At 69.6% G+C, this 19,715-nt stretch carries 15 protein-coding genes; 3 read left to right on the top strand and 12 right to left on the bottom strand.

The window, feature by feature from the left end; all coding sequences use genetic code 11:
- Positions 1–780 precede the first annotated feature (780 nt).
- Entirely contained in the window at positions 781–2,139 is a 1,359-nt protein-coding gene (locus AB0878_RS08020) for an MFS transporter (protein WP_366577646.1), read from the bottom strand.
- Between the two features lie 202 nt (positions 2,140–2,341).
- On the opposite strand from AB0878_RS08020, the gene AB0878_RS08015 reads away from it, so the two are divergent.
- On the top strand, positions 2,342–2,935 hold the full coding sequence (locus AB0878_RS08015; RefSeq protein WP_366577644.1) for a PaaI family thioesterase: 594 nt from the start codon (positions 2,342–2,344) through the stop codon (positions 2,933–2,935).
- On the opposite strand, the gene AB0878_RS08010 is transcribed toward AB0878_RS08015, so the two are convergent.
- Entirely contained in the window at positions 2,925–3,644 is a 720-nt protein-coding gene (locus AB0878_RS08010; protein WP_366577642.1) for a helix-turn-helix domain-containing protein, read from the bottom strand. The genes AB0878_RS08015 and AB0878_RS08010 overlap by 11 nt on opposite strands.
- Before the next feature lie 217 nt (positions 3,645–3,861).
- Here AB0878_RS08010 and AB0878_RS08005 point away from each other — a divergent pair, with 217 nt between their 5' ends.
- Positions 3,862–4,524 carry a DUF4097 family beta strand repeat-containing protein gene (locus tag AB0878_RS08005; RefSeq protein ID WP_366577640.1) on the top strand — a complete coding sequence of 221 codons (663 nt, stop codon included), beginning with the start codon at positions 3,862–3,864 and terminating at the stop codon, positions 4,522–4,524.
- A gap of 1,241 nt (positions 4,525–5,765) precedes the next feature.
- Here AB0878_RS08005 and AB0878_RS08000 read toward each other — a convergent pair.
- The 10 genes from AB0878_RS08000 to AB0878_RS07955 form a co-directional block, all read right to left on the bottom strand.
- Positions 5,766–8,087 (bottom strand): tetratricopeptide repeat protein, encoded by a 2,322-nt coding sequence (locus AB0878_RS08000; RefSeq protein WP_366577916.1) that lies wholly within the window; start codon positions 8,085–8,087, stop codon positions 5,766–5,768.
- Between the two features lie 1,425 nt (positions 8,088–9,512).
- On the bottom strand, positions 9,513–10,481 hold the full coding sequence (locus tag AB0878_RS07995) for a glutamate ABC transporter substrate-binding protein (RefSeq protein WP_366577638.1): 969 nt from the start codon (positions 10,479–10,481) through the stop codon (positions 9,513–9,515).
- Between the two features lie 79 nt (positions 10,482–10,560).
- Positions 10,561–11,973 carry a hypothetical protein gene (locus AB0878_RS07990; RefSeq protein ID WP_366577636.1) on the bottom strand — a complete coding sequence of 471 codons (1,413 nt, stop codon included), beginning with the start codon at positions 11,971–11,973 and terminating at the stop codon, positions 10,561–10,563.
- Between the two features lie 95 nt (positions 11,974–12,068).
- Positions 12,069–12,323 carry a DUF397 domain-containing protein gene (locus tag AB0878_RS07985; protein ID WP_366577634.1) on the bottom strand — a complete coding sequence of 85 codons (255 nt, stop codon included), beginning with the start codon at positions 12,321–12,323 and terminating at the stop codon, positions 12,069–12,071.
- Complete coding sequence (locus AB0878_RS07980; RefSeq protein WP_366577632.1) at positions 12,320–13,180, bottom strand: helix-turn-helix transcriptional regulator; 861 nt, start codon at positions 13,178–13,180, stop codon at positions 12,320–12,322. Before AB0878_RS07980 ends, AB0878_RS07985 begins: the two co-directional genes overlap by 4 nt.
- Before the next feature lie 108 nt (positions 13,181–13,288).
- On the bottom strand, positions 13,289–14,521 hold the full coding sequence (locus tag AB0878_RS07975) for a GAF domain-containing protein (protein WP_366577630.1): 1,233 nt from the start codon (positions 14,519–14,521) through the stop codon (positions 13,289–13,291).
- Between the two features lie 198 nt (positions 14,522–14,719).
- Positions 14,720–15,862 carry an acetoin dehydrogenase dihydrolipoyllysine-residue acetyltransferase subunit gene (locus AB0878_RS07970; protein ID WP_366577629.1) on the bottom strand — a complete coding sequence of 381 codons (1,143 nt, stop codon included), beginning with the start codon at positions 15,860–15,862 and terminating at the stop codon, positions 14,720–14,722.
- Positions 15,862–16,875 (bottom strand): alpha-ketoacid dehydrogenase subunit beta, encoded by a 1,014-nt coding sequence (locus AB0878_RS07965; RefSeq protein WP_366577627.1) that lies wholly within the window; start codon positions 16,873–16,875, stop codon positions 15,862–15,864. The genes AB0878_RS07970 and AB0878_RS07965 overlap by 1 nt, the downstream gene beginning before the upstream one ends.
- A gap of 14 nt (positions 16,876–16,889) precedes the next feature.
- A complete protein-coding gene (locus AB0878_RS07960; RefSeq protein ID WP_366577625.1) occupies positions 16,890–17,846 on the bottom strand; it encodes a thiamine pyrophosphate-dependent dehydrogenase E1 component subunit alpha in 957 nt (318 codons plus the stop codon).
- Positions 17,843–18,880, bottom strand: coding sequence for an NAD(+)/NADH kinase (locus tag AB0878_RS07955; RefSeq protein WP_366577623.1), 1,038 nt, complete (start codon positions 18,878–18,880; stop codon positions 17,843–17,845). The genes AB0878_RS07960 and AB0878_RS07955 overlap by 4 nt, the downstream gene beginning before the upstream one ends.
- A 255-nt stretch (positions 18,881–19,135) precedes the next feature.
- Here AB0878_RS07955 and AB0878_RS07950 point away from each other — a divergent pair, with 255 nt between their 5' ends.
- Positions 19,136–19,699 (top strand): LLM class flavin-dependent oxidoreductase, encoded by a 564-nt coding sequence (locus AB0878_RS07950; RefSeq protein ID WP_366577621.1) that lies wholly within the window; start codon positions 19,136–19,138, stop codon positions 19,697–19,699.
- The last annotated feature ends 16 nt before the right edge of the window (positions 19,700–19,715 follow it).

Genomic DNA, 19,715 nt, shown 5'->3' with positions numbered 1-19,715 from the left:
TTCGCGTGGCCAGTGGGCTGGTCGAACCACGTCGGTGCTGCGAGTGGACCTTTCGCGCTGTTCCGGCGGCACGAGCGGTCCCGTCACGCCGCATCGGTGTGAGGGGACCAGTAGTGCCATGTCGAGTGTGCGAGATGACCGGTCGCGTCGTGGTGGCGGAGCGAGTGGGCCGGTCGTGCCCAGCTGTGTGGCCGGGGGCGGCGGGCGGCTAGTGACCCGGGGCCGAAGCCGGGGCCGGTGGCCCGAGGGCCGAGGCCGGGGCGGGGGCCGGGGCGGGGGCCGGGGGCGCGGGTCGGGGACAAAACAGAGCCCCCAGCGGCCCAGACCTCTCACTCAGTGAGGCCGACAATCCCCTGTTCAGACCACAGTTACCGCCCCACAACCAGGGTGGTCGACGTCACCCCGGCCAGGTGGGTTTTCGGCGAAATATCCGGGCGCCTCGTGGCGATGTTTCCTGTGGTGGTCGACCAAGGCCGCCGATGGACTGCTGCTCAGCCGGTCGAACGAAGAGCGAGCCGGCCCGAGAACTCGAGGAGGAAGCAAAAATGGTGTTCGCCGCACTCATGATCGAAACCGTAGTAGCTGTTGTGGTCGCCGGTGGGCTGGCGACTTGGGCGCGCAAGCGTTTCGCTGCTCCTCGCCCGGTCGAGGTTGCCGAGGTTCGCTGAGCGGAGCAGCCCCAGAGCTGTCCACAGTAGACACAGCAGGTAGACACAGCAGGCAGAAGAGCGGCCCGTCCCCCAAGAAACCAAGGGGGACGGGCCGCGAACACAAAGAGCCTCAGCGAGTGGCACCCGCCAACTTGCCACCGGTGTCCGCCGTGTCGATCTGTTCGATCGGCACCTGCGAGGTCTCCGGGATCTTGAAGATCGGCACCAGCGCGATCACGGCGGCGATCATCAGGTAGTACGCCGGCCAGTCGTTGTTGCCCGTGCCCTGGATCAGGGCCGTCACGACGACACCGCACGTACCACCGAACAGCGACGTCGAGACGTTGTAGCCGATCGCGAACGAGCCGTAGCGCACGCGCGTCGGGAACATGGCCGGGAAGGTCGAGCCGATCACGGCCAGCATCAGCACCAGCAGGAACGCGACGATGCCGAACCCGACGATCAGCCACAGGATGCTGCCCGACTGCATCAGCTTGATGCTCGGCCAGCTCAGCACCAGGAACCCGATCGCGGCGGTGATCAGCAACGGCTTTCGCCCGATGCGGTCGGACAAAGCGCCCAGCGGCAGGATGATCGCGGCCTGCACGAGCTCCACGCCGATGATGATCAACGTCGACGTGTTGTCGTTGATCTTCAACGTATCCGTGAAGTACGTCGGCATGGTCGTGAGCAGCATGTAGTCCGCGATGTTCAGCAGCAGCACGATGCCGATCAGGTTCAGGATCATCCGCCAGTTGCGGGTGAAGGTCTCCTTCAGCGGCGCCTTCTTCGGCTTGTTGCCGGAAGCCTCGAGCCGCTTGAACTCCGGCGTGTCCTCGAGCCGCGACCGCAGGTACAGCCCGATGAGGCCCAGCGGCAGCGCGACGAAGAACGGGATCCGCCACGCCCACGCCTCGACCTGGTCGGCCGGCAGGGAAAGCGTGACCGCGAGCACGACGACGTTGCCCAGCACGTAGCCGCTCAACGTCCCCAGTTCCAGGAACGACCCGAAGAAACCACGGCGTTTCGTCGGCGCGTACTCGGCGATGAACGTCGCCGCGCCGCCGTACTCACCGCCGGTGGAGAAGCCCTGGATCAAGCGCAGCAACAAGATCGCGATCGGTGCCGCGATGCCCATGCTGTACGGCCCCGCGTACGTCGGCAACACGCCGACCAGGAAAGTACAGCCCGACATCAGCAGAATGGTGATCGCGAGAACCTTCTGCCGCCCCAGTTTGTCGCCCAGCGGGCCGAAGAACGCCCCGCCGAACGGCCGCACGATGAACCCGACCGCGACCAGCGCCAGCGACTTCAGCACAGCGTTGCCTTCGCCGGGGAAGAAGACCGTGCCGATGCTCGTGGCGATGGCGCCCGAGGTGAAGACGCCGTAGTCGTACCACTCGGTGGCGTTACCCATCGCCGACGCGAGGACTGCCCGTTTGACGGTTCTCTGGTCGACGTCTGATTTCTTCGCCGTTGCCTCACTCATCCCCGCGACGACCTCCTCGTACGCGACCCAGTAGCTCCGATACAGCTCATTTCCCGAGTGTTGTCCGGCTGGGATTAATCGGCAGCGTGAGTCGCGAAAGTTCTACCGTACGGAATTTTCCGACTACTGTGCGCTGAGGAAAACGCGCACCGCAGGTCAGGCCGTGTACCGCGAACGGCTACTCGCGGGTTAACGTCAGCGCATGAGTCGTGTTTCTGGACCGTGGCCGCCGGTGTCCGTGGAGCCACCCGCCGTGCACCCGAAGGCCCCCGCCGCCGGCACCGAGCTCGGCGTGCACTTCGACGAGTGTTTCGGCTGCGGCGACGAGGTGGACGCGGGTCTGCGCCTGCGTTCGGTCGTCGGCGAGGGGCACACGGTGCTGTCGAAGTTCACCGTGACGCCCGCCCACCAGGGCGCGCCCGGCCTCGCGCACGGCGGACTGCTGGCGTGCGCGTTCGACGAGGCCCTCGGCAGCGCGGTCGGCAACCTGCTGCGGCGCCCGGCCGTGACCGGCAAGCTCGAGACGGACTTCCGCCGGCCCGTTCCCGTCGGCTCGACCCTGCACATCGAGGCCCGCCTGGACGGCACGGCGGGGCGCAAGATCTACGTTTCCGCCGACGGTCACCTCGACGCCCCCGACGGTCCCATCGCCGTGACCGCGCGCGCCCTGTTCGTGGCGGTCGGGTTCGAGCACTTCACGACGCACGGTGACTCGGCGGCGTTGCAGAAGCTGGCCGACGCGCGCGAGAAGCAGCGGCGCGCGCAGGACGGTCAGGAGTGGGAGATCAATCCCTGACCTCGGGTTTCGCGTACAGGATTTCGCGGGCCTGCTCCGCGGCGCGGGCGATGCTCTCGCCGACGAAATCGACAAACCGGGCAATGTTCTCCAGGCGCGCGGCGGCTGGGGTGTCGCGGCCAAGGATCGCAACGCCCTGGCGCGCGGTCTCGGCGAGCTGGGCGTTGGCGCGCGCGCTGGCGAGGACGGACTGGTACCAGACGTCGTTGTCGGCGACGTAGCGCTCGCGGCGGCGCTCGTCGCGTTCCCTGCTGAGCAGGCCCAGGCCGTCGAGGAGTGAGACAGCCTTGGAGACGGACGCGGGGCTGACCTGCAGGTGGCGGACGAGTTCGGCGGCGGTGACGCTGCCGTCGTCGCTGATGTAGAGGCAGGTCAGGACGCGGGCGGCCATCCGGGGCAGGCCGGATTGCATGAGGAGGACGGTGAACGTCTCCTCGTACTCGCGGACGGCTTCGGCGTCGCGGCCGTGGGCTTGCGGGACTGCTTGCTGTGGCGGTGCGGCTTTCTTCCGACGGCGGGTGCGGTGCTCCGTGGCGTGGTGGGCCAGGTCGGCGCGGTACGAGGTGGGCCCGCCGTTGCGCATGACCTCGCGGGTGATCGTCGACGTGGGGCGATCGAGGCGCCGGGCAATCTCCGCGTAGGCGAGGCTGTCGGCGAGGCCCAGCGCGATCTGCTGACGCTCTTGCCGGGTGAGGCGGCCGCCGGGCATGTGGTTCTCCCTCGTGGTGGTTGCCTGGATCTTCAGCGTAGCGTTTTGTTTCAGTTCATTGCAACGGCTTTGTTGCGTTAGATTTTACTCCATTGCAATGATTGTGGGTCTCTGAGCTGGTCTTATGCTGGTGTTGTGCAACGAGTTTGTTGCGTGATTCTTGAACGCAACGTAGCGTTTCTCATGTCAGAAACAACGAGCACAGGAGCTGATCCAGATGCAGAAGTTCACCACCACCGCCCCGATCTCCGCCTTCGTCGCCATCCCCGCGGGGCGTGTTCAGGTCATCGCCGCGGACCGCGCGGACACCACCGTCGAGGTCCGGCCGGCGGACGCTTCGAAGGCCCGCGACGTGAAGGTCGCGGAGCAGACCACGGTCTCCTTCACGGACGGCGTGCTGCGCATCGAGGCCACCGCGAAGAACCAGATGCTCGGCGCGTCGGGCTCGATCGAGGTGACGGTGCAACTGCCCGCCGACTCGCGCGTCTCGGCCTCGGCCGCCGCCGCCGACTTCCGCGGCGTGGGCCGCCTCGGCGAAGTCTCGTTCGAGGGCTCGCACGGCGCCGTCAAGCTCGACGAGACGGCCGGCCTGCGACTGTCCACTCAGGCCGGTGACGTCTCCGTCGGCCGCCTCAACGGCCCCGCTTCGATCACGACGGGCAAGGGAAACATCGACATCGCTTCAGCCGTCCGCGGCTCGGTCGTGCTGCGCACCTCGGCCGGCGACGTCTCGGTGGCCGCCGCCCCGGGCGTCTCGGCCACCCTGGACGCGGGCACGTCCTACGGCCGGGTGCGCAACTCGCTCCAGAACACCGGCGACGCCGCCCTGACCATCGAGGCGACGACGGAGTACGGGGACATCAACGCACGCAGCCTGTGACGGCTGGTTGGTACTGGGGATTGCTGGGGGCTGGAGCGGAGCCGGATGGCCGGCTCTGCTCCTTTGCCCGTGGGCCCAGCCGGGAGGACAGGTCCCCACTCTCCGGGATCGCTGCACAACTTGGCTGCTGCAGTGTCCAGATCGGCGCGAGGCCCGTCCCTTGGGCGGCCTCGTTCGCCGGGCAGGGGATTGGCTGAGGTATGAACGACCTGTTTGCAGGTACTGGCGCTAGAGAGGCCACCGGGCAGGCCGGGATCGACTACCCGACCGCGAACCGCCGGCGAGCCGCCCGAGCAGCATGAACACCATCGGTGCCGGTGGAGGTCTCGCCGAAAGTGTTGCGCCAAGCCGAGCGGACCCACGCACCGGCACGGCCAGCCCACTCAGGCCACGGGTCTTCTTCCGCGCCCCGCACACACTCCGGCAATGCAGCAACGACGACGGCGGGCTTGGTGCCGAGGGTTGCTGGGGCTGACGCAGAGCCGGACATCCGACTCGGCTCTTTTGCCCTGGGCCCAGCCAGGAGGACAGGCCCCCGCCCTCCCGAGGGGGGCGTCCCCGAGTCCATTCTATCGGCCCCCACCGACAAAAACGCTGGTGAGAACCTCCGGAGGGGCAGTTATCCACAACCCGGAAGAGTGATTGCGGCGGAGGCGGCAGAGTCAGCCGCGGAGCGGTTACAGCTGGACAGAAGGCCTCGTGAGCGCCCAGGATCGGGGCCCGCGACACGAACCGCCGGACAGATGCCTCCCCCGCCAAGGCCCGTGCCCACTACGGCGCCGGCCACGCAAACTCCGGGTGGGCCTACGCGAGCGGAACCGCGCTGCGGGAGCTCACCTTCCGCCCCCGGCAGTTGCCCGCGCCCACGGCAGGAGCCCCCGACGGAGGTCTCCCAAGACAGGGCCCGCCCCGGGACAGAGCCCTCCCCCGAGAGTTGCCCGCGCCCACTGCAGGAGCCCCGGACAGAGGCCGCTCCCAGCAGAGGCCTCCTGAGACAGGGCCTGCCCCGGACAGAGCCCACCCAAGACAAGGTCCGCCTGAACAGCGGCCCCCGAGACACGGCCCGCCTCGGACATAGCCGTCCCCCGACAGGGCCCGCGCCCACGACAAGGGCCCCTAAGACAGGGTCCGCGACAGGGCCCGCAATCGACCCGCCAGGGCTCGCGCCCACGACCGGGCTCCGGACAGAGCCCACTCAACACAAGGTCCGCCCCAGGCAGAGCCCACCCCGAGACGCAGGCCTACGTAAACGTCCTCGGTCGGATCGAGTTTGCCCTGTCCACCAGCGCGACCCGGTCCTCCGTCGATCCCGCCAGTCGAGCCAACGTGCGGTAGCACCGTTCCAACCCGAAGCGCACATCGCGCTCCTCAAGCGCATACCCCAGGACCTTCGAGGTTTCCGCCGGGGAAGGGGCGGAGGGCGTGCGAAGCCAGTCGTACGCGGCTTCGAGGACTTCGGCGGACAGGCGGGTTCGGCGTTCGGCGTCGAGGTTGAGGCGTTCGAGGCGCAGGGAGGCGTCGAGGAGGTCCTGTTCGGAGATGCGGGACTGCTCGGAGGCGGCGCCGGACTGGGTTTTGATCTTGATGGCGGCGACCTGGGCGTCGATGTAGTGCGTGGAGGTGGCGGGGACCATCTCCAGGACCTCGACGGCGCCGGCGCGGGCGCCCTGGGCCAGGTAGACGCGGGCGAGGCCGAAGGCGGCGCTGACGTAAGTCCGGTCGGTGCGCCAGACCAGTTCGTAGTAGCGCGCGGCGCCGAAGTAGTCGCCGACGCCCTCGGCGCTCACCGCCAAGGCGAGCTTCGGCGCGATTTCGCCGGGGAGGTCGTCGTAGACGGCTTCGAAGGCGACGTGGGCGACGCGCGGGCGGGCGCCGGCCAGCTCGATGAGGCCGCGGTACCAGTCGATGCGCCAGTCGTGCGGGAAACCGTTGCGGATGGCCAGGTACTGGGCCGCCTGGAGCTGGCGCTGGGCTTCCACGAACTCGCCCAGCTCGATGCGCGCGCGGACGATGCGCAGGCGCACCTCGATGGACTCGCGCGGAGCGCCGGCGAGGGCTTCGATGGCTTCGCGCGGGTCGAGGGCGGTGGTGGTCGCCAGGACGCCGGCCGCGGGGTCGTCCGTGTCGACCTGCGGGATCGGCAGGCCGGCGACGACCTCGGCGGGCTCGGGCAGCGGCACGCTCGTGCCGGCTTCGGGGACGACGAGGTGCACGCCGAACGCGCGGCTCTCCGGCCCGAAGACCGTCGACGCGGCGGGCCGCGGTTTGCCCGTGCCGAGCGCCATGATCTCGCGCAGCACGCCCGTGAGCTGGTCGGCCATGTCCTCGGCGGCGAGGAAACGACGGTCGGGGTCGACGTGCGTCGCGCGCTTGAGGAAGCGGTAGTACGAACCGAAAAGCGCGAACAGCGGCACGGCGTCGGGGCCGGGCAGCGACGACTTGAACTTCGTGGTGTAGCCCTGGAACTCGAAGCTCAGCACGGCGAGCGTCCGGCCGACGGTGTAGAGGTCGCTCGAAATCGACGCGCCCTGCGTCGCCAGCTCGGGCGCGCTGTAGCCGGTGGTGAAGAACAGCGGACTCTCGTAGTCGTCGAGCCGCCGGACGGCGCCCAGGTCGATCAGCTTGAGCTGCTCGTGGGTCTGGATGACGTTGTCGGGCTTGAGGTCGCAGTAGAGCAGGCCCTGGCTGTGGAGGTAGCCCAGCGCGGGGAGGATCTCGAGGCCGTACGCGATGACCTGCCCGATCGGCAACGGCTCCGGCCGCTTGCTCTCCCGGTGGTGCTGCAGCGCGAGCTGCCGCAGCGACTGGCCGCCGACGTACTCCATCACGATGTAGCCGACGGAGTTGCCGGTCTGCGCGTCCGGGTGCTGCACGAAGTTGTGGATCTTGACGATGTTCGGGTGCTCGACCTCGGCGAGGAACCGCATCTCGTTGGCGGCGGCGGCCATCGCGGTCGCGTCGCCCGTGTCGATCAAGCCCTTGAGGACGACCCAGCGATCGGAGACGTTGTGGTCCTGCGCGAGGTAGATCCAGCCGAGGCCGCCGTACGCGAGAGCGCCGAGCACTTCGTACTGGCCGCCGACGAGCTCGTGGGGCTGAAGCTTCGGCAGGAACGAGAAGGACGTGCCGCAGTTGTCGCACTTGCCTTCGGGGGTGGCGGGTTTGCCGTCCTTGGCGCGGCCGACCTTCGCACCGCAGTTGCCGCAGAAGCGTTTTTCCTCGGAGACGACGGGGTTCGCGAGCACGGCCGTCGCGGGGTCGCGGTACGGCACGGGCGGAACGTCGATGAGCCCCGCGCCGAGACGGCCGCGGCGGGAGCGCCGGCTGGAGGTCCGGGAGCCGGTGCGGCGAGAGGTTCCGGGGAACGAGCCGGTGCCGCTGCCCTGAGAACCCTGGGAACCGCCTTCGCTGCGGGTTCCCGTGCCGTGGCCTTCGCTGCGGCTTGCGGCGACGACGCTGTCCGTGCCCGGATCCGGCAACGACTCCTGCGGCTGCAGACGCGGCGACGGCGGCATGATGCTCTGCGTACCGGGGCTCGGGTTGGCCAGGACGCTGGTGGGCATCGGCGCCGCCGGATCGACGGGTGCGACCGGCTGCTGCGACTGCGGGAGGATGACCGGAGCCAGGTCACCCGGGGGTCGGGTGGGGTCTTCCGGCTTGGCTTCGGGGTTTTCGGCGTGGGCCGGGTCTTGCTGCGGACCTGATTCTTGCTGCTGGGCGGCGTCGGTCGCGTTCGGTTCGGCCACGCGGTTGGCCTGCTCGGACGGCTGGCGGCTGCTCTGGTTCGGGTCCGTGGCTTCGCTGCTGCGGTTTCCTGCGTCGGACGGCTGCTGCGCGGAGCTTTCGGGGGTACGGGTTCCTTGCCCTGGTTGGACTTGCTTCCAGGGGATCGCGGAGTCGGCGGGGCGGCCGGGCTGCGAAGACGTGCCTGGGTTCTGGGTGCCGGTGGCGCCCGGCTCAGCGGCGCGGTTCGGCTGAGCGGAAATGCCCTGGCCCGGGGTGCCGGTCACGCCTGGGTCCGCCGGGCGGCCGGGCTGCGAAGAGGGCTCGGCGACGCGGTTGGCCTGCTCGGGAGCCGGTCGGCCGGGAGCGTACTGCCCGCCGGGGTACGGCTGGCCCTGGGTTCCAGGGCGGGCGGGGTGGCGCTGCTGGCCCGTGTGGGACGGGGGCGGGTAGCCGGGTGTCTGGGGGTACGCGCGGGCTTGGGACTGCGGGGATTGCGGGTGCGGCGGGTAGGGCTGGTTCTGCGACGGGGGCTGCTGGCCGTAGGGAGGCTGGGGGTAGCCGGGTTGCCCCTGCTGGCCCGGGCCCTGCTGACCGGGAGCGCCCGGCATCTGCTGGCCTGAACCAGGCTGCCCCTGGCCACCCTGCGGCTGACCGGGCTGGCCCGGACCACCTTGGTACGGCTGCTGCACCCCCTGCGCGGGGGTCTGCGGGCGGTAGACCGGAGTGTTGATCACGGTCGGCGACTCGGGGTCCGGCCGAGCGGCCGGGTCGAGGCGGCCGGACACCGACGGCTCCGGCGTGTCCCAGCGAACCGGCGGCGGCGGAGTCCACGAGGGCGTCTCGGCACCCGCGTTCTCGTCCGGCGCGGCGTGCCGAGGACGGCGCGGCTCCTCCGACACAACTACCTCCCGAGATCCCCGCGGAAAAAGTCCCTCATTGATCCTAGTCGGGCACCGCGAAGCCGGGGCCCAGACGCCTCAGGTCCGCCCGAAGGGACCTGCCGCACCCCGGCGCTCGGCCGACGGAACCGCCTGCGGAGCTGGGAACCGGTGCGACTGGACCACTCGCGGACGGATTCGGGTCGGCCGGTCCGGTCGCGCGCGCCGCAGCCACCGGTCCAGTCGCGCGCCCGGACCGGTGCGGCCGGTCCACTCACTCGCAGCGGTGACCCGAACGGTCCCCTCGCACGGTTTGAGCGGCGCAAGCGGTCCATTCGCGCGGGCCTGCCAGGCGCGAGAGGCCCAGTCGCGCGGCGCATCGGACTACTTGTAGTTCGGCGAAGGCGGCGTGGCCGGGCCGAGGCGGGCGCCGACCCATTTCTGGTAGCTGGCAGCCCACGTGCCGTTGGTGCGGGTGGTTTCGAGGACCGAGTTGACGTAGCGGACGAGGTCCGGCTGGTCCTTGGGGATGCCGATGCCGTAGTTCTCCGTGGTCATGGGGGCGCCGGCGACCTTGACGGTGGGGTCTTGGGCGGCCATGCCCGCGAGGATGGTGTCGTCGGTGGAGACGGCGTCGACCTGGTGTTGCTGGAGCATGATGAGGCAGTCGGACCAGTTGTCGACCGAGACGGCGGTGGGGTGGGCCGGATCGGTGGCGATTTTGGCCAGCGAGGTCGACTGTTTGGTGGCGCAGACGCGCTTGCCCTTGAGGTCCGACAGGGATTCGGCGTTGGAGGCCTTGGGCACCAGGATCTTCTGGCCGGCGACGTAGTACACCGACGAGAAAGCCACGTCCTTCAACCGCGCGCACGTGATCGAGTACGTCCGGACGACGATGTCGACCTGGTGATCCTTCAGCACCTGCTCGCGTTGCGACGAAGCGATCGCCCGGAACTGCACGTGGCCCTCGGCGGAGCCGAAGATCGCGGCGGCGATCTGGTTGACCATGTCGATGTCGAAGCCCTCGAGGTTGCCCGTCTTGGGGTTCCGGAAGCCGAACAGGTACGTGGTCTGGTCGACGCCCGCGATCAGCTTGCCGCGGGCCTTGATCTTCGCCACCGAGGGCGACGACGCGGACGCACCGGCCGGCGACAGGCTGGCCGTCGGGTCGCAGCTGGTGTCGGACGAGCCGCCGGCGGAGGCGTCGGGGCCGCCGACGTCCGCGGGCATCGGCCAGGCCGCGTCACTCACCGGGGCCAGGTCGATCGGCTGAGCTGCCGAGCCGCACGCGGTGGCCAATACCGCGACCACTGCCAATGCGGCCGCCCGGAACAAGTGACGCGACCGAATCACCGGTACTCCCTCAATCTCCGCCGTCCGCAGGTCACGCTGCCGGCTGCCGTCGATCTCCGTCTCACGCGCGCACCCGACGTCACCGGTACTCCCGCAGACGTTCCCGGACGCCGACCGTCACGCCGCCCGCCGCGAGCACCGCGAGGGCGCCGACACCGGGGGCCAGGGCCGTCAACGCGTTGCCGCCGGCCTGGGTGTCGTCCAGGAACTCCTGGCGGCACACCTCGATGGCGTCCTGGAGGTTGGCGTCAAGGCGCGCGAACGCGGCCGCGGCACTGCCTTGACTGACGGACGTCGCGAAATCGACGGCCTGCTGGTACTGCCCGGAATCGTCCAGCTTGCGGACTTCCAGGTGCGCCAGCGACCACTCGCGCGCGGCTTGTTCGGCGGCCTCGATCTTCTGCTGGCCGGGCGTGCCGGCGGCGAGGTCACGGGCCTGGCCGAGCAGGCCGCCTTGGCCGTCGGCGCCGACGAGCTGCTCGGCGAGCTTGATGAACTGCTGTTCGTAGCTGGCGCCGTCGCCGCGGGCGACCAGGGTCAACGTCTCGTCGGCACGGGCCTGCAGGGCGGCGATGCGCGCGCGGGCGAGCACGTCGACCTGCGAGCTGCCGTCGGTCTTGCCCGCGCCGACCAGGCTGCCCTGCACGACGAGCGCCACCGCGCCCCACAGCATCGACAGCACGATGCACGCCGTCGCCACCAGCAAGCCGATGTTGATGACGCGGTTGGTCTTGCGCGTGAGGTACACCTGCGTGACGACCAGCGCCGCCACCAGCGCCAGCAACAGCGCGACGGCCGCCCACGGGAACCCGGTGCTGTCGTCCTGCTCGGCGGCGAGCTTGTCGGTGTCCGCGCGGTACAGCGCTTCGGCCGCGGGCAGGATCGTCGTCCGCATCAGCTGCGAAGCCTCGCGAAGGTACGAAGCACCCGAAGGGAAGCCCTGACGGTTGTTCGCCCGCGCCGTCTCGACGATCCCGGTGTACACGGGGATCTTCTGATTCAGGATGTCCACCTGGTGAGCGGCGTCACCCACATCAGTGGTGTCCGACGCGGCCTTCGCCAGCGCCGAACCGGCCTCCGCAATGTCCTGCTCGTACTTCTTGCGAAGCTCCGGCGGCTCGGTGCCCACCGACAGGAACGTGGTCGCCGCCGTCGCGTCCGCGTCGGACAGCGAGCGGAACACCTGCTGCGCCGCCGACGCGAGCGGTTCGCGGTAGCTGATCAGGCCGGAGATGGTGTCGTCCTTGTTCTGCGCCGACAGCGTGCCCACGAGCCCCGCCACCAGCGACAGCAACACCAACCCCACCGCGATCACCGAAAGCCGGCCCGGCGTGGTCGCCGCCGATCTCACGACCGCGCGCACCGCCTGGCCCGGCAGCTCCAGCAAGCCCGCGATGCCGCTGCGGCCCTCCGGTTCCTCAGGCGGGGGCGCGGAAGCACCCGTACCGCCAGTGCCCGCAGACGTCTCCGGCCGCGTCACCGTGCTGGTCATCCCCGATCCTCCCCGTACGCCACCCGCAGAAGGTAGCCGGTCGCGGAGAGCCGGGCGAACCTCACCCGGAAGGTGTCACCAGCACGTGATCTCGATCAGCGCCCGGCAGGGGAAGCAGCAGCCGCCAAGAACGCGGTCCAGGCTTCAGCCGAAACGGTGAGGTGACCCGCACCACGATCCTTCGTGTCCCGCACGCCGATCTCGATCGACGGGGTGGCGGTCACCTCAACACAGTTCGCTTCGGAGGTGCTGTAGGAGCTCTTGTGCCAGGCCCCAACCTCAACGCAGTTGGCCTGGTCAGTGCTGAAAGAACTCTTGCGCCAAACGGGCTGAAACCCGGGGGTCATCATGGTGATTGCTCCTCCTGTGTCGGCAAGCCGATCGTATCGGCAATCAGCCGAGAGGAGTCCTCTGGTGACATGGCGATGGCACGAAGCTCACGCCAGGCAAGACGAATACTGCTGACCAGGTCTGTTTCTTCGAGGAAGCTGCTGGTGCCTCGGCTCTCCACGTAGGCGAGGGCGGGTTCGTCGGCGTACTCCAGGACCACGAACGGTCCGGTCAGGCCGGGGTGCGGTGTCGCAGCGAACGGAACCACCTGAATCGTGACGTTGGAACGGCGGCCCATCCGCAATAGATGTTCCAGCTGCGCAGCCATGATCTCAGAGCCGCCAACCGATCTCCGCAACACCATTTCTTCGAGAAGCAGATGCACTGCGGGCCCATCTCGGCGACTCACGATCGTCTGGCGAGTGGCGCGCGCGGCAAGCAACCGCTCGACCTCGTGGTCGGCGAGCTGCGAGTTGACTCCATGAATCAGGGCTCGCGAGTATTCGGGAATCTGCGCCAGCCCCGGAACCACCATCGTCTCGAAGTTCGAGATCGCAGAGGCAGTCTCCTCGAAGCGAATCAGGTCCTTCCAGCGCGGCGGTAGCGGTCCGTTCGTCTCGTGCCAGTTGCGTTGTTCGCCGTCGCGGAGAAGCTGCAGCAGCTCTTGGCGTTTGTCCTGCGGTGCGCGCAAGAAGCCGAGGATGGCGGAGACGTCGTCGGCATAGAGGCCGCGGTCGCCGGTCTCCATGCGGCTGATCTTGCTCTCCGAGAAGCCGAGGCCGTCGGAAACCTCTTTGCACGTCATGCCCGCCGCCATGCGCAGCGTCCGCAGCTCCGCGGAGACCCGGCGCTGCCGCACCGATGTTCGCTTGGTCATGGTGCACACCATCGCCGCTTGCCACGCGGGCAAGAAAGATCACTCACACCAATGGTGGTTGCGCGTACGCGGGGCAACCCGCGCGTGCCACTGCTTCGCAGGCCAAAACTAGCCCGCTACAGCAGATCCGTCAGGTCCGTGCACGACGACTTCGAGGTTGTCGGCGAACCGGTACGGCCGCCCCACGATGATCCCGCCGACGATCCGCCGCAGCCGCGAAACCTCGGCGCGGACGGTGACCGTGCGCGTCGCGTCGCCGAACAAGACGGACGACAATTGTGAGGCGCTGCAGCCGTTTCGGTGGGCGGCGAGGGCGTGCAGGAGCTGTGCGTGACGCGGGGAGACGCGGTGGGTCCATTCGCTCGTGGCGCCGTAGACCGTGAGCATCGGTTCGCCGGGGACGCGCAGGTCCAGGGAAACCCGGGTCGGTGGCGCGGCTTCGGAGTCGGCCAGGCGGATGAGCCAGCCGCCGGGCAGTGGTTCGACCACGCAGTGGCCGTGGGCCGGCAGCCACAGCGGACCCGGCCCCACGGACGCGGGCAGCGGCAGCCGGCCGGCGGGCGCCAAGCCGGTGGCGGCGGCGATCCAGCCGTGTGGATCGGTGACCAGCGCGCGGCCGGAAACCTTGGCCAGCAAGGGAACCGCGATGCCGCGCAGGCGTTCGAGGTCGGTCAGGTGCGAGGTGCGCAGCTGGGACTCGGCGAGGCGGCCGACGGCGTCGACGAGGGCGAGGGTGGTGGCGTGGACCGTCGAGGCGGGGCCGGAGAGGTCGACGACGCCGAGGAGCCGGCCGTCGCGGGGATCGTGCAGCGGGGCGGCGGCACAGGTCCAGTCGTGCTGGGCGCGGACGTAGTGCTCGGCGGAGTAGACCTGCACCGGCCGCCGGGCGACGAGCGCCGTGCCGATTGCGTTGGTGCCGACGGCTTCTTCCTGCCAGTCGACGCCCTCCACGAACCCGAGGCGGTCGGCGCGGCGGCGGACCGGGACGGAGCCGTCGCGCCAGAGGACGTGGCCGGCGGCGTCGACGATCACCATGATGTGCGCGGCCTGATCGGCCAAGCTCAGCAGGCCGCCGCGCAGGATCGGCAGCAGGGGCGCGAGTCCGCTTTCGCGGCGGCGTTCTTCGAGCTCGGCGACGTCGAGCACCGGCGACGACGCGCCACGGTCCGGATCGACGCCGAGCGCCTGCACCCGCGACCAGGACTCGCTGATCACCGACCGCGGCGCACTGGGCAGCTCTTCGCCGGCGATGGCTGCCTCGTGGACGCGGGCGAGAGCGCGCGCGTGCCGCCGGGGGTCGACCCCGACCGGCAACGCTGCCTCGAGGTGCTGCTGGCCCAACCACCGCTCCTCGTCCGACTCCCCCAACGCACCCAACGCCACATTGGGGTGCTCCTCACCCGGCTTCCGGCGCCAGTGTGCCGGTGAGCGGGCCGTGATCGGAAGAGGCGGTGACTTCACCGACAGAGTCGATCAAGGGCGTAACGGCGTCGATCTCGGGCCGATCCAGGGCCGATCAGACGGGCGGTCCAGGGCCGATCACGGCCGTGACGATCCCTCCGTCGCTCCCCCGGCAACCTCGACCACGGCTTCGACCACAGCCGACGGTTTCTCCAAGTGCACCAGGTGACCGGCGCCTTCGACGCGGTGGACGTCCGGGAGACCGGCGGCGTTTTCGGCTGGGAGCACGGCGTCTTCACTGCCCCAGACCACGGTGACCGGGCCGCCGTACTGCGCCAGGAGCGGGGCGACGTGCAGACCCGGGGTGTCGTCGTCTTCGAGCAGGGTGGTGAGGAGCTTCTCCAGGACGCGGTCGACGCCGTCGAGGCGTTTGTACTTGAGGAGGTCGTCGGCGAGACGGCGCGTGACCAGGTCCGGGTCGGCGAAGAGGGCACCCAGGTGCGGTTTCAGCTCTCGCCTCGACGTGGCGGTGGCGAACCCGCGCAGGTAACCCGCGTTGATGCGGTCGCCGAAGCCCGCCGGGGCCACCAGCGTCAGCGAAGAGACCTTCGCGGGTTGCGCCGCGGCGGCGGCCACGACGACGGCGCCGCCGAGCGAGTGGCCGACGAGGTGCGCTCGGGTGACATTGAGTGTTTCCAGGAAGCCGAGGACGGCGTTGGCGAGGGTGGTGAGCGAGCCGTCGCCGACGTCCTTGGTGGACTCACCGTGACCGGGGAGGTCGAGGGCATGGACGGTGCGGCCGTCAGCGAGCGGCTCCTGGACGAAGAGCCAGGAGTTCTTGTCGCCGCCGTAGCCGTGGACGAGGACGACAACCTCGCCGTCCGCACCACCACCGTCACCGAGCGTGGCATAGCTGAGCTTGCGGCCGTCGACCTCGACGGTGCCGGTGACCGGTCCAGCCGCCTCCTCGACCACGCCTTCGGCCAGCTCCCGCAACGCGACCTCGGCGGCTTCGTCGACCTCGGCGTCGGCGACGGAGGCGGGCGCGACCAGGGCGATCGTGGCGCCGACGGGCACGTCCTCCCCCGCCGGCGCGATCACCCGGCGCAGCACGCCGGAGCCCGGGGACTCCAGCGTGCCGGTGATCTTGTCGGTGTCGATGTCGACGAGATCGTCACCCTCGGTGATCTCGTCGCCTTCGGTGGCGAGCCAGTCGGTGATGCGGCCCGTCTTCATCGACAAGCCCCACTTGGGCATGGTGACACGCTGGATGTCGGCCATCAGCGGGTCCAGCCGACCACGGCTTTCGCCGCGTTGACCACCTGCTGGGGGCCCGGGATGTAGAGGTCTTCGAGCGCGTCGGAGAAGGGCACGGGCGTGTGCGGCGGCGTGACCATCTCGATCGGCGCCCGCAGCGACGCGAACCCTTCACGGGCCACGAGCGCGGAAATGTCCGTGGCGAGGTTGCAGCGCGGGGAAGCCTCGTCGACGATCACGAGCCGGCCGGTGTTCTCGACGCTTTCGAGGATCGTCTCGGTGTCGAGGGGACTGGTCGTGCGCGGGTCGATCACCTCGGCCTCGATGCCGCTTTCGAACAGCTCGTGCGCGGCTTCCTCGGCGACACCGACCATGCGGCCGATCGCGACGATGGTGATATCACCGCCGTCGCGCAGGACATTGGCTTCGCCGAACGGAATCGTGTAGCTGTCTTCGGGGACTTCGCCGGTGGTGTCGTAAAGAGCCTTGTGCTCGCAGAAGATCACCGGGTCGTCGTCGCGAATGGACTGGATGAGAAGCCCCTTGGCCTCGTACGGGCTGGAGGGCACCACGACCTTCAGACCCGGGATGTGCGTGAAGATCGGGTACAGGCACTGGGAATGCTGGGCGGCCGCCCGCAGGCCCGCGCCGTACATCGTGCGGATCACCACGGGCGTGCGCGCGTTGCCGCCGAACATGTAGCGGAACTTGGCTGCCTGGTTGAAGATCTGGTCGAAGCAGACGCCCATGAAGTCGATGAACATCAGCTCGGCCACGGGCCGCTGGCCGGCCGTCGCGGCGCCGATGGCCGCGCCGATGAAGGCCGATTCGGAGATCGGCGTGTCGAGCACCCGGCCGGGGAACTGGTGGAAAAGCCCTTTGGTGACGCCGAGAACGCCGCCCCACGCGTCGTCCTCGCCGGGGCTGCCCGCGCCGCCGGCGTTGTCCTCGCCCATCACGATCACCGACTCGTCGCGCTGCATCTCCTGCGCGAGGGCCTCGTTGATCGCTTCGCGGTAGCTGATCGTGCGTGCCATGACTCGCGCTCCCTTCAGTACGAGACGTAGACGTCGGTCTCCAAGTCGGCTCGGGTGGGTTTCGGTGCGGCTTTGGCTTCCGCCACGGCTTCTTCGACGAGTTTCGCGACTTCGGTGTCGACCTCGTCGAGGCTTTCCGCGGACAGCTCGCCGCTTTCGACGACGCGCGTGCGGAAGCGCTTGAGGCAGTCGAGGTTTTCGCGGGCGTTTGCGACCTCGTCGGCGCGGTAGCTCTGCTGGTCGCCTTCGAAGTGGCCGAAGTAGCGCGTGAACTTCACTTCCAGGAGCGTGGGACCGCCGCCGTTGCGGGCGCGGTCGATGGCCTCGCCGGCGGCTTCGGTGACGGCGAAGAAGTCGTAGCCGTCGACGATCACGCCCGGCATGCCGAAGCCCGCGGCGCGGTCGGCGATGTTGTCCGAGGCCACCGACCAGGTGCTGGACGTGGCTTCGGCGTAGCCGTTGTTCTCGGCGACGAAGAGCGCGGGCAGGTTCCAGACGGACGCGAGGTTGAGGGCTTCGAGCGTGGTGCCCTGGTTGCTGGCGCCGTCGCCGAAGAAGGCGACGCCGACGCCACCGGTCCCCTGCTGCTTCGCGGCGAGCGCGGTGCCGCAGATGAGCGGTGGGCCGCCGCCGACGATGCCGTTGGCGCCGAGCATGCCCTTCGACAGGTCGGCGATGTGCATCGAGCCGCCCTTGCCGTGACAAGATCCCGTGGTGCGGCCGTAGATCTCGGCCATCATGGCCTTCACGTCCACGCCCTTGGCGATGCAGTGGCCGTGGCCGCGGTGGGTGCTGGCGATGGTGTCGCGGCGGTCGAGATGGCGGCAGACGCCGGCGGCCGAGGCCTCCTCGCCGGCGTAGAGGTGGACGAAGCCGGGGATGTCGCCGCTGGCGAACTCCTCGTGCACGCGTTCCTCGAACGCGCGGATCGTGCGCATGGTGCGATAAGCCTCCAGCAAGGTTTCCGTCATCGTCGACGCTCCTTATTCGGTTCGTTCGCGGACGTGGTGCGCAACAACCCCCGTCTGGCCGCTTCGGCCATCACCGCGCGGACGTCGACGCACCACGGCCCATCGGACCGGAGCTCGACGTACGCGCTCTCCCCTGGCTTGAGTTCGAGCTCGCGCTCTCCGTCGACGGCGATCACGCCACCGCCGGCGGCGAGGTCCACGCGCATGCCCTGCTGGAGCACGCCCCAGCCGCGCACGCCGACGGCTTTCACCAGGCCGGGGGCGATGGGCGCGTGGACCACGTGCGGGGTGACGCCGACGGGCCCGAGCTTGAGGGCGACGCCGTCGGCGCTGGACCGCGGGCTCGGGCAGAGCTGGCCCGCGATGCTGGACAGGCCGATGCCGTCGGGCTCGGCGAAGGTGCAGTAGAGCTCGGTGAGCGACGCGGGATCCCACAGCGCCTTCGCGCCGACGTGCTTGCTCAGGGTCACGGCGACGTCCACCAGGGCGATCTCGCGGCGCGCCTTGGTGACGACTTCGAGCTTGCTCACGCGGTGGGTGACCAGGTCGGGGTCGATCTGACCGCTCGCGATGAAGCCGGCGGCGAGACCCGCGACGGTGGCTTCGCGCATCTGCGGGAAGGCGTTGTTGGTGCCGGTGGACAGCGCGAGCAGCGGCACCTCGCCGCACGCCTTCGCGGCGACCCGGGCCGTGCCGTCGCCGCCGAGGCACACGATCACGCCGGCGCCCGCGTCGACCATGCGGCGGACGGCGTTCATCGTGTCCTCCGCGGTGCCCGTGAGCGGGTCTTTGTCGCAGAACTCGACACCCGGCAGCGGATGGCGTCCGAGCTGCCGGAGAACAGCCGCGGAAATGCCACCGAGGTCCGTGGAAACGAGCGTTCTCCCCACGCCCGTGATGGCCAGCGAGGCCAGCACGCGCTGGACCATGTTGGCCTTCTCGGCCGTCGGGAACACGGACGCCTGCGCCACCAGCCGTCGGATGTCCCGCCCCGACGCCGGGTTGGCAACGATGCCCGCCACACCTGGGCCCACCACAGATCTCCTTGTCCTGCTTGTGCCGGTTCAGCAGACCGTGTGAAGCGGGATAGGGGAAGGGTTGCGGAGGGTTGCAGCTCGAATGCTCACCCGGACGGCCCAGTACTTCGGCCGGGGGAATCACCCAGCCGAGGCAGGGGATGAAGGGGCACCCCGCGCGGCAGGACGCGCGCCGATCAGGTGACGCGGCCCGGCAAACGGGTCGATCGTGTTAGACCGACCGGTAAATCCCTTACCCGGAAAGCGGTGAGCATGAAGATCGGTGTCGGAATCCCGAACCAGGTGCGCGACGTCCGCCCGCAGGTCATCCCCGAATGGGCGGCGCAGGCCGAGGAGGCGGGATTCTCGTCGCTGGCCACCGTCGGCCGGATCGCCTACCCCGGCGTGATGGACACGGTGGCACTGGCCGCGGCGGCGGGCGCGACCAAGTCGATCGGGCTCATGAGCGGTGTCCTGCTGGCGACGGTGTGGCCGGCGCCGTTGCTGGCGAAGGAACTCGCCGCCATCGACGGCGTTTCCGGCGGCCGGCTGACCGTCGGCTTCGGGATCGGCATCCGCCCGGACGACTTCGTCGTGGACGGACTCGGCACCAAGGGCCTCGGGGCGCGCATCGACCGCGACCTCGAGACGTACCGTTCGATGTGGACAGGACAGCCGGTCGGTGGCGGTGACAACCCGGGCGTGCCGGCCGGGACCCGCGAGGTGCCGATGCTCTTCGGCGGCATGGCGCCGGCGTCGTTCGCGCGTATGGCCAAGTGGGGCCAGGGTTACGTCGGCGGCTCGGCCCCGGCGCAGTTCGTGGCCGGGCACTTCTAGCAGGCCCGCGCCGCGT

This window comes from Amycolatopsis sp. NPDC047767, from assembly GCF_040704195.1.
GTDB lineage: Bacteria > Actinomycetota > Actinomycetes > Mycobacteriales > Pseudonocardiaceae > Amycolatopsis.
The sequence above is the reverse complement of the archived record's forward strand: the minus strand, read 5'-3'. Positions and strand labels throughout refer to the sequence as shown.